The following is a 13,171-nucleotide window of genomic DNA, read 5'->3' as shown; positions in this document are numbered from 1 at the left end:
ACCGAGCGGGCTTTGCGCGACAGACTATTCTGCGGCGACTTTACCGGCGGGCACCGCTTCCAGCGTTGGTCCAGTATGGAGGGTGCGCGATGGCGCCTTGTGGACCATCGTGTATGCGTAATCGACGCCCATGCCGTAGGCGCCGGAGTGTTCACGCACCAAGTCCATGACAGCATCGTAGGTATCGCGGCGCGCCCAATCTCGCTGCCATTCCAGCAGAACCTGCTGCCAGGTCACCGGGACGACTCCGGCCTGAACCATCCGGTCCATCGCGTATTTGTGGGCATCAATCGACGTACCGCCCGACGCGTCCGCAACCATGTAAATTTCGTAGTCCGTATCGGCCATGCAGCTCAGCGCAAAGGTGATATTGCAGACCTCGGTCCAAAGACCCGAGACAACGATTTTCTTGCGACCTTCCGCAGCTCCTCGTGCCAGTGCATCCCGGACTTTCTGATCGTCCCAGGAGTTCATGGACGTGCGTTCCAGCAAAGGCGCCTGTGGGTTTACATCCAGAAGTTCAGGATAGGTGTGCCCGGAAAAACTGTCCGTTTCGACCGTGGTGATGATAGTGGGCGCGTCAAAGATCTTGGCGGCTTTGGCCAAGGCAACGGTGTTGTTCTTCAGCGTCTGACGATCAATCGACTGCACGCCGAACGCCATCTGCGGCTGATGATCGATGAAGATGATCTGGCTGTTCTCAGGTGTAAGGACTTCAAGTTTGGACATTTTTCATTCCTTTGTTGAGGTTAGATGGGGCTAAAGGGTTTTGGGTTTGGTTGGTTGGCTCGTCTCTTCAGCCTGCGTGACGGCGAAGGATTTCAGATGCAGGGCCTGTGACACAGCGTCGGAATGACCTCGGATCCATTGCACTGCAGCTTCTCCGGCGAGCATACCCAAGAGGCCCAAAAGCGCGATGATTGGCGGGGCGGGACTGCGGACTGCGATCAGGCCATAGATGACCCCAATCCCGAGGCCCGCTGCGAGCGATATGAGATATGGTTGCCAAGTCACGTCGGGTCTCCTTGCAATTCTGGTTCGATTGATCTGATTTTGAGGATTTTAGGTTCTTTCCTTGCCACGGGGCTTGGCATATCGAAAACCAGCGCAGCCCCGTCAGTGTGCAATTGCATAGTGACCTGTTCAGATCGCGGAACTTGTACTCCGTCACCCGCGCTCAGACGTTCGTGCTCGGCATAGGCAAGGCCATCCAGCAGATGAACGAAGCGGTCACTTTCGCCATTTGCAGAAAGCGCAAGTTCTTGTCCTTCGGTGAACCGACGAAGCGTCAGTCGCGCCCTTGATCTCAACGGGATCAAAGGGTGCAATGTGGCGGGTCCAGCGAGCAGGACATCCCCTTCGTTCGGAACCGAGGCTTGTGTGTATGCAGGTTGACCACCTACCTGATCCGGGATCAGCCAGATTTGCAGGAATTTTGCGGGCTCCGACGTGGACCCGTTGTATTCGGAATGACGCACGCCAGTGCCTGCCGACATTCCCTGCACTTCTCCTGCGCTTATACTGGCGACATTGCCCTGATCATCCTCGTGGCGCAGTTGCCCATCCAGAACCAGTGTAATGATATCCATATCCGCATGATCATGCGCCGCAAAACCACCACCTGGGATCAGGCCGTCTTCGTTGATCACGCGCAGATTGGCGAACCCCATGCGCGTCGGGTCTTGGAACTGGCCGAACGAAAACGTGTGATAGCTATCCAGCCATCCGTTTTGCGTGCGTCCCCGCGATGCTTTTTCGTGAATCTTGATCATTTCTCTCAGTTCCAAGTTCTGTTGTTCTTCGATGTGGGGCGTAGTTTGAACTCGACAACGCAGAAGTTCTGCGGGTATGCATTAGTTAGGCTAAACTGTTTTTCTGAATTGCCATGCCGCTGTCCCGATTGCCTTCCTTGCTAAGTTTGCGCGCCTTTGAGGCCGCGGCGCGGCGCGGCTCGATCAAGGAAGCGGCCTATGAGCTCTCGGTGACGCCGGGTGCGGTTAGCCAGCAGATCAAGGCGCTGGAGGCCGACCTTGGGGTGGCTTTGTTCGTGCGAAAGACCCGTGCGATTCATCTGACACCGGAAGGGCAGCGCTTGCAGCCAACGATCAGCGAAGCGTTCTTGCAGATCCGTCAGGTCGTCGATGAGGTCCGACCCAAGAAGACGCCCAAACTGCGCATCAGTTCCAGCAATGCGTTGATCAGCAAGTGGCTTTTGCCAAGGCTGCACAAGTTCACCAAGGACCACCCCGACGTTCAGGTCCACATTGAGTCTGAAAACCCTTCGGACCACAAAACCCACGCGACCGCCGATATCGAAATTCGATACACCAGCGAACCGCCAGAGGACCGTTATACGGAGTTGCTTCACCGGGAGTTGATGCTGGTGGTCGCCAGCCCAGGTGTGCTCGACGCGTTCGACATAAAGTCCCCTGTCGACATCAAGGCCGCGCATGTTCTGTACGATACAACGCCGATGCTGGACGGGTCGGTTCCCAGTTGGGTTCTTTGGAGCCAACACGCCGGGCTTCCGAATGCGGTTGATCCTTCGAAAGCCATGCGGTTCGAAAGACCTCCGGGTGGCCAGATTGTGGACGCTGCGATCGCAGGCGCGGGTGTCGCGCTCTGCGGGTCGCTGCTGGTCTATTCCGCGCTTTCGGACGGTCGGCTTGTTTGCCCGTTCGGCCCGGTGGTGGAAACCGGGTTCAGCTATTTCATATGTTGCCACCCGGGCCGGGAACTTGAAGAGCATATTCATGAGTTCATGTCCTGGGCGCGCAAAGAAGCCGCCGTGTTGTCTACGTTGAATGCAATGCGTGAACCTTCACCCGGGGCCGACATTCCCGTTGAAGTGGGAGGCTAAAGCCGTCAGTTCAGAGTTTCGCAGCTCGTGTCCGCCTTCATGGACGTCCGAAGTGACCTCGGCACCATGTTCAGAAAGCCAACTGATAAGGCGTTCCGTCATTGGCCATGGCGTGATTGGGTCGCGTCGTCCGGCGGTCACCAGAACTTTCCGCCCCACCAGCTTAGGATGCGCGTTCGGTTCCCACGTAACCATCGGATGCAAAAGGCCGACCCGCTCGAACAAGTCAGGGCGTTTTAGAAGGACCGCCGCCAAGATGTTTGCCCCGTTCGAATAGCCGAAGCCATAGACCGGATGACCGGGATGAGACGCGCGATGGGCCTCGATGAACGCAGTCATCTTGTCTGTCGCACGCGCAAGGTCCTCCATGTCATACACTCCTTCGGCCGTGCGGCGGAAGAACCGCGCGGCCCCCATTTCAGAGACATCGCCGCGTGGTGATACGACCCCGGCGCCAGCAACAAGAGTGCCGGCCAATTCAACAAGCTGATGCTCATCCCCTCCGGTGCCATGAAAGGCAAAGACCAGCGGACGGGCGGGTTGCGGCGCATGCACAAGCGCCTGATAGAGATCTTTGGACATTTCAACCTCTGAAATCATGATGCAAGTGGGGGCAGGAGACTTTCGATCTTGCTGCGATGTGGCTCGTAGCGGGTAGGCAACTTAAGCGCCTTACCCAGATGGGCCGTGTCTTCATCGCGGTCAAAACCGGGCTCGTTGGTAGCGATCTCAAACAGCACACCACCCGGCGTGCGGAAATAGATCGCCCAGAAATAGTCACGGTCGATAACCGGCGTGACCTGATAGCCTGTATCCAGCAAGGCCTGCCGAACACGCAGTTGCGCGGCGCGGTCGTCGACGGCAAAAGCGATATGATGAACGGACCCAGCGCCCTGACCAGCGGTCGGGGAACTTGACGGTAGCTGCTGCAGATCGATCGTGTCTGCAGCGTTGCCCCCTTCGATCACATAGCGAGTGACGTCACCTTCGGTTTCAGCCTTCTGGTATCCCATGAAGGTCAGCAGTTCACCCGTCGCATCGACATCCTTCAGAGAGAACCGAGCGCCCCGGAACCCAAGAATCCCGGCCTCATCGGGAACACCGCCCTGGGTCCAGGCTGCCCGACCCCGCGCATCAGACTCGACCAAGGCAAAGCTGTCGCCATCGGGGCCGTCAAAGGACAGACGTTTTTCTCCGAAGGCCGTGCCATCGGTCAGCCCAGTCACGCCCTCAGATGCAAGACGTTGTTTCCAGAATTCGACACCACCTGTGGGGATGGCAAACTCGGTCACACCTACCTCGCCGGCACCTCTGCGTCCCTTTGGCATCTGACCAAAAAGAAAATAGGTCATGACCGAGCCCGGCGTTCCAACCTCGTCCCCGTAATAGAGGTGATACACCTCAGGTGCATCGAAATTGACCGTCTTTTTCACTCGGCGCATGCCAAGGGTGTTGGTGAAGAAAGCGTTGTTGGTGCTGGCGTCCGCAGCCATCGAAGTGACGTGGTGCAGCCCTTTGATGTCTTTGATCATGTTCCGCTCCTTGGCGAGTGTTCAACTTGCATCAAAGATGGCGCATCGATTATTAAAGTTAATAGACAACTATGAGGCTTTATTATTGTCGAAAACGGAATTATTGAACTGAGATGATCGAGCTGAAGCCCATCCGCGTTCTGCGCGCCGTATCAGACCTGAAAAGCTTTTCCCTAGCAGCGCGCGAACTGGGCATCGCGCCGGCATCAGCAACACGCATCATAGCGCAGCTTGAGAGAGACCTCGGCACACAGCTTCTGGTGCGTACGACACGGCAAGTTTCACTAACCAGCGCCGGAGCGACTGTCCTTGCGCAGTACAGACCGCTATTGGAGGGGTTTGAAAAGGTCACACGCAGTCTTCAACGGGCCAACCAACCTGACAAGGGCCATCTACGTCTGACCGCGCCGGTATCGCTGGGCGTCACGTTGCTGCCGCAAGTGATCTCGGGGTTTCGTCTCGCCTATCCGAATATTTCAGTCGAGATCAACTTCACCGACACCCTACTTGATGTGATTGAGGAAAACTGCGACCTCGCTGTACGTGTATCGGGCCCGCCTACCGACAAATCGACAATTTGGCGCAAACTGTGCGAAGTTCCGCGGCATATGATTGCTGCGCCATCTCTGTTTGAACACATACCCCGGCCTGATCATCCGCGCGATCTGAATCCAGACTTTCTGATGTCTTACAGCGCGCAAGGCCGCTCGGAAACTTGGGATTTCTCGCATGCAGGTAGCAACGTTTCAGTTCAAGCAGGCGGAAAGATAATCTCCAACAATGGAGACTTTCTCTACGCTCTTGCGGTCGCAGGAAAGGGCATATGTGTTCTACCGGATTTCATTATTGACAAGGGATTAGCTGGCAGGCAAGTCGTACAGGTCATGTCAAACTGGTCTATCACGTCGTTATGGTTGACGCTGTACTACCCCCCATACGAACAACTCCCACCGATCGTCGGAACGTTTGCCGAGTACTTTGAAAAATTTGTGCAGGACCACCCGAACCTGGAAACACAAGTTTGAAGCCATTTGGGCTGCAAATTGGCGCTGGTTCTCCGCAGGGCAAGTCAGATTGAACGACACTGCTTACGGTAACATGAAATGGGGGTGCTTATGGTCATAAATGCCGCCACCCATCACGGTCGTCATTTCCAAGTTTACCGCGTAAACGTCGACATACTGAGTTGACACCTTACCGCCTGCTTCAGACAACGGGTGAACTTTGTTGTTTGGTCAGCGCCGAGGCTTTCGCAAGGTTTTCTTCGGTGGCGCCGCCGGCAAGGATCGGACGAAGCACGGCAAAGCTGAAGTTTGTGTCCTGTTCATAGACCAGAGTGTTCGGAAGCGGAGGGACGTTGTATCCCTGCTGCACCAGCATTTACCTTGCTCCTGAACCGCGGTCCCGACTGTTGGAGCCGACGTCGTCCAGAGGGCATTGCCATGCATCCACAATTGTGCCGAAGATTCCGATACCCTCTTCGGACGCAGGCATTTCAATAACGATCGGGCCGTCTTCGATAGTCCAATAAGCGTGTAAGTAGGGCGTCGTGTTATTCGGTGTTGCAGTCTGGAAACGCCAATCCTGGGCTTCTGAATTGTACCCAATGTCATTGGAACCAACCCATGCATTGGCAAGTGCATCACGATAAAATTTGAAATTCATCAGCGGCATCGCCCAAACGGCTGTGTCGGCAGCTCGATGATAGGTCATCTGCTCGGCAGTGGTGGCATTCGCTAGATCGAACTCACTTCATCGGCGGTTCTTGTAGCAGCTAGGCCGAAAGCAAGTGCCTTTGCAATTGTGATATCTTTCAAGCGCATCATGGAGGAAATCTTTCCAAAATTGTCCAAATCAGATGAAGCCCTTTCCCTTTTTGGGTCGACCTTAGAACGGCTGCAAAAATGAATTTTCTATACTCGGAATGCAGTAACATCGGCGAATTGGAGTGACTGCCATTTTCTACCACGAGGCGGGGTTAGCGAAGTCGTTACTTGCACTTAAACATGCAAAAATAAACATAAGTCTAGATTTGATGGGTCCTCCTATGCTCTCCTCAAGCGCTATAGGAGTAGGGGACTTCAAATGAAACGACTGAGCAGATTTAGACTGGTCTGGTTATTACTTTGGTGCGTTGCGGTGTCGTCGAATGGATTTCCTGTTGTCGCTCAAGTCACTGAACCTGAGCAGGAAGTTGTTGTGCTGGAAAACAACAACTTGTTGGAAGAGGTGGTTGAAAAAACAATCCCGGCAGATGACTTGGAAATCCTGCTCGTCCCGTTAACGGCGGAAGAGTTATCCGACGTCGCAGGTAGTTGGCAGGGTTACGTGCGATCGCAACTCGAAGACGTCGCGCAAATCAACCTTCAGCTTCGGTCAGCAAGCGGAGAGCAAGAGGCTAGCTTGCGGTCTCAATTGTCTTCCTTAAGTGAATCTGGATCAGATTTTCTGAACAACTACCGACTGGTGCTTGAAGCCTGGACTTTGAAGGGAGCAAAGGCGGAAGAACTAGAGCCTCACACCGACTATATTCTTGCCTTGAAAGCTGGCGCTCTTAAGACAACCGATCTTCAAACACTTTTTCAGAACGCCTGGACTTGGCTGTTTTCCTGGGATGGCGGCGTTGGCGTGCTGATGGCCGCCTTGGGCGTTTTGTTGGCTGTCTGGGCCATGATGTTTGTCGCAAGAATGATGCGACGGATCACCGAACGCGGCCTGGGCAAAATCCCGACGATTTCCAGGATGCTCAAGCGCTTCATAGCCACAACGGTTTACTGGGTTGTCTTTGTGCTTGGCATACTCGTCGTCTTAGCTCTTTTCGGAGTCAACGTCACGCCGCTGTTTGCGGTGCTTGGCGGTTTGTCGTTTATTCTCGGCTTCGCTTTGCAGGAAACTTTGGGCAACCTTGCAAGCGGTTTAATGATCATGGTTCTCAAGCCGTTTGATACCGGCGACTATATTCAGGTAGGGGGCTCATCAGGTTTTGTGGACGAGATGTCAGTTGTTTCGACCAAAATCAGAACGTTTGACAACCAGATCATAGTGGTGCCAAACAGCAAGATTTGGGGGGATGTGATCACCAATGTGAGCGCATCTGAAGAACGTCGGGTCGATCTGGTTTTTGGCATCGCCTATTCGGACAACGCTGCCGAGGCAATTGACGTTCTGAAAGACTTGGTAGCCCAACATGCGCTGTGTTTGAAGACGCCGGAGCCGGAAGTATTTGTGGGCGAGTTGGGTGACAACTCTGTCAATATCTTTTGCCGACCGTGGTCCAAATCAGACGACTATTGGACAGTCTATTGGGACCTAACGGGTCAAGCAAAGGAGCGGTTTGACGAAGAGGGTATTTCGATCCCGTTCCCACAACGGGATGTTCACTTGATACCTGTGGAAGGAGCAAACTCATGAGAGCTTTTTCAGTTTGGTTCGTATCATTTCTTCTCTTGTGCAATGTCGCGTTTGCCCAGTCCGAGGAGATCCTCGTTGCACCCGAAGAAAGAGACGATCCCGAGTTCATAGCGCCGGTTGTTATCGACGGCTCGGAGTTGTTCGTGGTTCGAGGATCGAGCGCGTTGCCTGCCATTGAAAGGGCGGCAAAAATTGAGGAACGAATTGCTCAGGTCGCAGATGCGTCTCAACGAAACACGGTCCAGATGCAGATTTCGGATGCCGAGTTCGGAAAATTAATCCGCGCGGATGGACAAATGGTTTCGATCACCACGCAAGCAGACGCTGAACACGAACAAATGGCCATTGAGGTTCTTGCTGGGCTTCAATCCGAAGCGATCGAGGCAGCAATCCTCCAATACCGAGAAGGTCGGTCCAATGAGGGCAGAGTGGGCAGTGCCATGGCGGCATTTGCTTGGACGGTAATCTTTGCTTTGGCTTCGTATGGGTTTTTTGCAAAACGTAAAAAGTTATTGAAATACATAAGAAAAATCTTGGAAAAGAGGGCGGAAGGCGTCGAGGAAGCCACCAAGTCCATCTTAAGGAGCAGGGCTATCGCGTCGATCATCGTCTATTCAATTCACGTCTTGATGTGGGTCCTTTTTCTGTTCTTCTTCTACTACTATCTTTCTCTGGTCCTGCTTTCTTTCGCCGAAACACAGGGTATTGCTCAAATCCTTTTGAAGTATGTCAGTGAGCCGCTCATCAGCGTTGTCTTGGCAATCATGAGCTACATTCCAAACCTGATCATGCTCGCCATCATTGCCGCTGTTACAAGAATGGCCATTCGTGGCATCGATCTATTCTTTGAAAACCTCGAGAATGGTGCTTTCAAGATTAAGGACTTTGAAGACCATTGGATTGCACCTACAAAAATGCTGGTCAGGGCATTGATCATCGTGATCGCGCTCGTATTCGCTTACCCTTACATTCCAGGGTCTGATTCACGAGCTTTTCAGGGTCTGACCATTCTCGCAGGTATCATGGTTTCGCTCGGGTCAAACACGGTTGTTTCAAATATGATGGCGGGCCTGTTTGTTATCTATAGACGCAGTACCAACATTGGCGATCGCATTCAGGTCGGCGACAAGATAGGGGATGTCACCGAAATCAAACTGATGGAAACACTCATCAAGTCGATAAAAAACGAGATGATTAGTATTCCAAACTCGCAATTGTTAAATTCCGAGGTTGTGAATTACTCGCGCAAAGTGGATGGGCGAGGACTGCTGGTTCACACCTCAGTCGGGATCGGATACGAGGAGCCTCCGAAGAAAATCAAAGCTATGCTTGTGGAGGCAGCGCTTCGAACTCAAGGCTTGAAAAAGTCGCCGGAGCCCTTTGTCCTTTGGACGCAACTGGCTGACTACGCGATCAATTATGAGATCAATGCGTATACGTCGCGTGGATCGAGCTTGCCCAAAATCCTGTCTGATCTTCGTGAGAACATAGTTGAAGTGTTCAATGAAAACGGAACACAGATCATGACGCCGTCCTACATAGCAGATCCGCCTGAACCCAAAGTTTCGACAGAAGAATGGAACGGCAGGCTTGCTCATGAAGTTGAATAGGGTCTTTAGCCAAACGGCGATACGCGATTCATAATAAATTCTAAAACTGCTATGTAATTATGTGTTAGTTGCTAAGGTAGTCCAATGAACGCGCTTACCAGAATCACCAGAGGCATCCGAACCGCCTTTAAGGATGGCAGAGTGAAAGGCCTTTTGGCCTTCACGGTCGGAATGATTTTATGGGCCTCGGTCTTTTACCACTTTGTAGAAGGTTGGAGTTGGCTCGACTCAATCTACTTTTCTGTCGTTACAATTTCGACCGTAGGGTTTGGTGATTTTTCACCTGAAACCGCAGTGGGGAAAATCTTCACAATGTTTTACATCATTGTAGGGCTGGGCGTTTTTGTGACTGCTGCGACCACCGTGGCTGATACGATCTTATCCCAAGACGACAAGAAAACAGACGAATAAACTGCACCTGGTTTCGTCCAATCGAGTTTGTGCGCAGGCATTAGATTGTCTGCGCATTTCAAACCGTGTTGCGGATTCACTTTTGTCTTCAAATCGATAGGTCATCACCCCAATCTCAAAAAAATATACATATAACGTTTTTTGAGTATAATATTCAGAAAACAAACCCAGGGGGATGGAATGGAAAAAACTCAGGACGCGAAGATTGTCGATCTAGCGATACGACTGCTGTTTCTCGGACTATTTCTCTATAGCGCATTGGTCATGGTGGCCCCGCTCGCAAGCGTGGTCATCTGGGCAACGATCCTTTGCGTGGCGCTCTATCCGGTGTTTGATTGGCTGCAATCCAAATTGGGAGGGCGAAAGAAGCTTGCAGCGACGATTTTGGTTTTGTTGGGCCTTGTTCTGACCCTGGGGCCAGTCGCAACTGCGGTTTCCGGTGCTGCGGAATTAGGGTCCGATTTTGCGGAACAGGCCGACAAAGGTGAATTGAAAATCCCCCCTGCGCCAGAAGGTATCAAGGAACTACCGCTGGTCGGCGGAAAAATTGCTGATGTTTGGGGTATGTTCGAGCGGAATCTGGATGGTGCGCTTGCAAAATACGGCGCTCAAATTCTTGAGATCACGAAGTCCCTTTTTGGAAAAGTGTTGGGTATCGGAATTGGGCTTCTTGGCCTCGCCCTGTCGGTATTGATAATGGGGGCTCTGTTCAGTCCCGGGCCAAGTATGGTTCAGGGCCTTCAGCGCTTTGCCAACCGTGTATTTGCACCGCGTGGTGGTGAATTCGTTACGTTGGCAGGCGCAACAATCCGAAATGTAACAAAGGGTGTAATTGGCGTTGCCGCCATTCAGGCCGTCGTCGTGTGGATATTGCTGGTTCTGTTTGGGATTGGCTCGGCCGCGACGCTGGCGTTTGTCTGCCTGATCCTTTCGATCATCCAGATTGGACCCGGTTTGGTGCTCATACCAGTGATCATCTATGCATGGAGCTCCATGTCCGGAGGTGCGGCTTTGATATTCACCATCTTGGCCATTCCCGTGACCATAATGGACAGCTTCCTACGCCCCGTCTTCATCTCAAAAGGCCTTGAAACGCCAATGCTTGTGATCCTCATCGGGGTTCTGGGGGGTATGATGGCCTACGGCTTGATCGGCATTTTCATGGGACCCGTGTTGTTTGCGGTCTTCTATGAGTTGTTCAAAGTTTGGATTGACGCACCACCGGGTAGCGAAGACGCCGCTGAAGGAGCTGCAGAATGAGAAAGACGATCTGGTCGACATTAGCCGTCATTCTCATTTTTCTCGTTTGGTATCTGGTCGCTGACAGAAAGACACCGTTCACAGGAAATGCCAGAGTAAAGGCCGTGGCGACCCAGATCGTTCCGCAGGTCACTGGGACGGTGACCGAGGTTCTTGTTCAAAACGGTCAGGTGGTCTCGGCAGGGGATGTTTTAGTTCGGATTGATGCCAGACCGTACGAAATTGATCGTGACAAAGCGCAAGCCGATCTCGAGGCAGCCACTCAAGAGGTTGGAGCCTCGTCAGCCGAAGTAAGCGCTGCGCAGGCGAAATTGGCGAGGGCGCAGAGTGATCTCGACACGATGCGCCTTCAGACAGAGCGCGTATTTGCGCTCGAAAAGAAAGGACTGATTGCCGTCTCAAAGGCTGATGATGCGCGAGGGCAACTGGCGGAATCTGAGGCAAACTTTGAGAACGCAAAAGCGGATCTGGAAAAAGCAAAGCAGAGGCTCGGTGACGACGGGGTTGAAAACCCGAAGATCCAGCGCGCGTTGGCTGCTTTGGCGGATGCGGAACTGAACCTTGAATGGACTGAACTGCGTGCTCCGGCGACTGGTGTCATCTCAAACTTGCTGATAGCCCCCGGTACCTATGCCCGATCCGGGCAAGATCTATTGACGTTTCTGGATGCAACAGACGTCTGGATCGAGGCGTATTTTACTGAGAACAACCTGGGAAGAGCGTCGATAGGGTCTCCGGTTGATGTGGTATTGGATATGCATCCCGGTAAGATTGTCCCTGGCGTCATTGAGAGCTTCAGTGCCGCTGTGTCTTTGAGTGGTGGTGATGAACCCGGGCAATTGGCAAGCGCACCAAGTACCAAGGGGTTCTTGCGAGAGCCTGAAAGGTTCCCGGTCAGGATCGTCTTACCCGGTTATGAAGCTGGAAGTGCTGAAGATGACCTTCGCTTTCAGCTGAACGGGCAGGCCGATGTGATTATGTATCTAAGTGACAACTCGTTGCTGAACCTCGTCGGCCGTACCTATATCCGCGTGGTTTCAATTCTGTCCTATGCGTACTGAGGACCAGCGCTCTGTCGCCCGGCTTGCGCTGGGTGTGACCGGTGTCTTTTCGTTGGGCTTGTTTCTTGGTTGGCCACTCGCAGTCGTCGGGGCGGTATTCACTGCACTGTTTCTGCAAGCGCCTGCCGCATTGCCTTTGGCGGCATTTGGCAAGCTGTTTGTCTTCTCAATTGGATTGATGTTCATTTCGTTCCTGCTGTCCTCAATTTTCTCACCATATCCTGTTGTGTTTCTCATCCTCGTGGCGATTGGAATAATCCTGTCTTTCGTTTGGTCGGTTTCTGGTGCCGGAGTATTGCCGGGTGTTATCGCTCTCATGGGGGCGTTGATGATCCCGAACTTGGTTCTGCAATCGCAGGATTTGGCCTTGGTGCTCGTGTACTGGATACCGCTGAATTTGTTTTTTGCGGGCTTTGTTTCAACGCTGATGTTTGTGCTAATTCCCGCTGAACCTCCGACGGCCGCTCAGAAGAAAGCAGCAACGTCGTCAGACTTTGACCCACATCGCCGCATCGTCAGGATGTCACTTGTCACAGTTCCGTTTGCTATGGCGTTCTTTGTTTCAGGTGCATCTGCACTACTGGTTCTGTTTTTTGTCGCGCTGCTGAGCCAGCAACTCGCGGCGATGCCTGCGGCGGGCAAAACCGTAGCGAAAGCAATGCTGACGGCTAACCTTCTTGGGGCGGCAGTCTCCATCATTTGTTACGAAGTAAACGTAATAGCCCCGGTCATTCTCACCTCTATTCTGCTGTGTTTTTTCTTTTGTCTGACCCTCGGAGCACTTGGAAAATCACAAGCCCCGCTCGCCGCCGCCGCTGGCTCTGCAATTACGACTGCTTTGATCGTCTACGGTGGGTCAATTGCGCCCTTTTCCGACGAAGCTGACGTAAAGAGTATTACGCGAGTTCTGCAAGTCGCCAGCGCTGCGATCTTCGTAATTGTTGCCTATGTCGTGGTTGACGAATTCTGGCCTGAAAAGAAACGACAGCCTGCATCAGAAGCCTAAGGTGGAACCGTTAGACAATT

At 52.9% G+C, this 13,171-nt stretch carries 15 protein-coding genes; 8 read left to right on the top strand and 7 right to left on the bottom strand.

What is annotated here, in order from left to right; all coding sequences use genetic code 11:
* Positions 1-24 precede the first annotated feature (24 nt).
* From ACR0IP_RS08350 to ACR0IP_RS08340, 3 genes are read right to left on the bottom strand one after another with little or no spacing between them, the layout of a single operon-like run.
* Entirely contained in the window at positions 25-729 is a 705-nt protein-coding gene (locus ACR0IP_RS08350; protein WP_480524936.1) for a hydrolase, read from the bottom strand.
* A 30-nt stretch (positions 730-759) separates the two neighbouring features.
* A complete protein-coding gene (locus ACR0IP_RS08345; protein WP_068333920.1) occupies positions 760-1,014 on the bottom strand; it encodes a DUF1427 family protein in 255 nt (84 codons plus the stop codon).
* The gene (locus ACR0IP_RS08340) at positions 1,011-1,772 is read right to left on the bottom strand and encodes a pirin family protein (RefSeq protein WP_170377175.1); all 762 of its coding nucleotides are present in this window, start codon (positions 1,770-1,772) and stop codon (positions 1,011-1,013) included. The genes ACR0IP_RS08345 and ACR0IP_RS08340 overlap by 4 nt, the downstream gene beginning before the upstream one ends.
* A gap of 113 nt (positions 1,773-1,885) precedes the next feature.
* Between ACR0IP_RS08340 and ACR0IP_RS08335 the strand changes: the two genes are divergently transcribed.
* Positions 1,886-2,860: a LysR family transcriptional regulator gene (locus tag ACR0IP_RS08335; RefSeq protein WP_170680872.1), complete on the top strand. Its 975-nt coding sequence runs from the start codon at positions 1,886-1,888 to the stop codon at positions 2,858-2,860.
* Here ACR0IP_RS08335 and ACR0IP_RS08330 read toward each other — a convergent pair.
* Together ACR0IP_RS08330 and ACR0IP_RS08325 are read right to left on the bottom strand one after the other, a co-directional pair.
* Positions 2,822-3,442, bottom strand: coding sequence for an alpha/beta hydrolase (locus tag ACR0IP_RS08330; RefSeq protein WP_170690357.1), 621 nt, complete (start codon positions 3,440-3,442; stop codon positions 2,822-2,824). The genes ACR0IP_RS08335 and ACR0IP_RS08330 overlap by 39 nt on opposite strands.
* A gap of 14 nt (positions 3,443-3,456) precedes the next feature.
* Positions 3,457-4,392 (bottom strand): VOC family protein, encoded by a 936-nt coding sequence (locus tag ACR0IP_RS08325; protein ID WP_480524933.1) that lies wholly within the window; start codon positions 4,390-4,392, stop codon positions 3,457-3,459.
* 113 nt (positions 4,393-4,505) lie between these two features.
* On the opposite strand from ACR0IP_RS08325, the gene ACR0IP_RS08320 reads away from it, so the two are divergent.
* Positions 4,506-5,417 carry a LysR family transcriptional regulator gene (locus ACR0IP_RS08320; protein WP_480524931.1) on the top strand — a complete coding sequence of 304 codons (912 nt, stop codon included), beginning with the start codon at positions 4,506-4,508 and terminating at the stop codon, positions 5,415-5,417.
* A 181-nt stretch (positions 5,418-5,598) separates the two neighbouring features.
* Here the strand turns inward: ACR0IP_RS08320 and ACR0IP_RS08315 are convergent, their stop codons facing one another.
* Entirely contained in the window at positions 5,599-5,772 is a 174-nt protein-coding gene (locus tag ACR0IP_RS08315) for a hypothetical protein (RefSeq protein ID WP_170377185.1), read from the bottom strand.
* Positions 5,773-6,105: a DUF1254 domain-containing protein gene (locus ACR0IP_RS08310; RefSeq protein WP_480524929.1), complete on the bottom strand. Its 333-nt coding sequence runs from the start codon at positions 6,103-6,105 to the stop codon at positions 5,773-5,775.
* Between the two features lie 372 nt (positions 6,106-6,477).
* On the opposite strand from ACR0IP_RS08310, the gene ACR0IP_RS08305 reads away from it, so the two are divergent.
* The 6 genes from ACR0IP_RS08305 to ACR0IP_RS08280 all read left to right on the top strand — a co-directional run bounded on the left by ACR0IP_RS08305 (position 6,478) and on the right by ACR0IP_RS08280 (position 13,151).
* On the top strand, positions 6,478-7,803 hold the full coding sequence (locus ACR0IP_RS08305) for a mechanosensitive ion channel family protein (RefSeq protein ID WP_170377189.1): 1,326 nt from the start codon (positions 6,478-6,480) through the stop codon (positions 7,801-7,803).
* Positions 7,800-9,413: a mechanosensitive ion channel family protein gene (locus ACR0IP_RS08300; RefSeq protein WP_480524927.1), complete on the top strand. Its 1,614-nt coding sequence runs from the start codon at positions 7,800-7,802 to the stop codon at positions 9,411-9,413. The genes ACR0IP_RS08305 and ACR0IP_RS08300 overlap by 4 nt, the downstream gene beginning before the upstream one ends.
* Positions 9,414-9,497: 84 nt before the next feature.
* Positions 9,498-9,824: a potassium channel family protein gene (locus ACR0IP_RS08295; protein WP_170377193.1), complete on the top strand. Its 327-nt coding sequence runs from the start codon at positions 9,498-9,500 to the stop codon at positions 9,822-9,824.
* A 180-nt stretch (positions 9,825-10,004) separates the two neighbouring features.
* On the top strand, positions 10,005-11,084 hold the full coding sequence (locus ACR0IP_RS08290; protein ID WP_480524924.1) for an AI-2E family transporter: 1,080 nt from the start codon (positions 10,005-10,007) through the stop codon (positions 11,082-11,084).
* Positions 11,081-12,145 carry an HlyD family secretion protein gene (locus ACR0IP_RS08285; protein ID WP_170377197.1) on the top strand — a complete coding sequence of 355 codons (1,065 nt, stop codon included), beginning with the start codon at positions 11,081-11,083 and terminating at the stop codon, positions 12,143-12,145. The genes ACR0IP_RS08290 and ACR0IP_RS08285 overlap by 4 nt, the downstream gene beginning before the upstream one ends.
* Positions 12,135-13,151, top strand: coding sequence for a DUF2955 domain-containing protein (locus tag ACR0IP_RS08280; RefSeq protein WP_170473361.1), 1,017 nt, complete (start codon positions 12,135-12,137; stop codon positions 13,149-13,151). Before ACR0IP_RS08285 ends, ACR0IP_RS08280 begins: the two co-directional genes overlap by 11 nt.
* Positions 13,152-13,171 lie beyond the last annotated feature (20 nt).

Source organism: Ruegeria sp. AL11 (assembly GCF_056540865.1).
This window is presented reverse-complemented; position numbering and strand designations above follow the sequence as displayed.